1 protein-coding gene is annotated in these 585 nt (G+C 53.2%); it reads right to left on the bottom strand.

Annotation, left to right across the window (positions count from 1 at the left end):
- Positions 1–267 (bottom strand): DUF2062 domain-containing protein (locus ACFQEU_RS17635; protein ID WP_379784261.1); only part of this gene is annotated, 267 nt, incomplete at its 3' end.
- Positions 268–585: the final 318 nt, after the last annotated feature.

The following is a 585-nucleotide window of genomic DNA, read 5'->3' as shown; positions in this document are numbered from 1 at the left end:
GGTAATGGGGTTGCTGATCCACACCAGCGCTGCACTTATGGGTAAATTGGCGCGAAACCACAGGGCGCAAAGCGCCGCTAACCCCATCTGGCCGGGGATAGGTAAAAAACAAATGAAAATGCCAACAAAGAAGGCGCGAGATACCGACGTTCGATTTAGGTGAAATAGATTTGGATCGTGCAAAACATTGCCCAGAAACTGCAGGGATGCATGATTTCTGATCTTTGCTGGGTCAGGCATCCAGCGTTTTAGCAACTTCTTTGCCATCCAGCATTCCAGTGCGGTTTATCTTGGCGCGCATTATGCCCAAATACCTAGCTCCAAGCCAGAGCTCGTGAGGATATCTGGTTTGAGGCGCGAATTTAGCCGTAAAGATCTGGCCGCCAGTGATGCATGCCGGTTGCTAGGGTAGCAACCGGCGGGAAGGTGTTAGTGGGGCAGGTGCGGAGCGCCTGTACCGGAAGGCTCGGCGTCTGGTGTCGGTTTCGTTTCCACTAGAGGCTTGCGTGGCTTCGGTTGAGTCTTTTCTTTCAGGTCGTTTGCCAGTTGCAGGCGCTCTCGGACGCTCACCGTTTCTTTGTGATC

The sequence above is a fragment of the Halorubrum tibetense genome (assembly GCF_042661865.1).
GTDB classification, from domain to species: domain Archaea; phylum Halobacteriota; class Halobacteria; order Halobacteriales; family Haloferacaceae; genus Halorubrum; species Halorubrum tibetense.
This window is presented reverse-complemented; position numbering and strand designations above follow the sequence as displayed.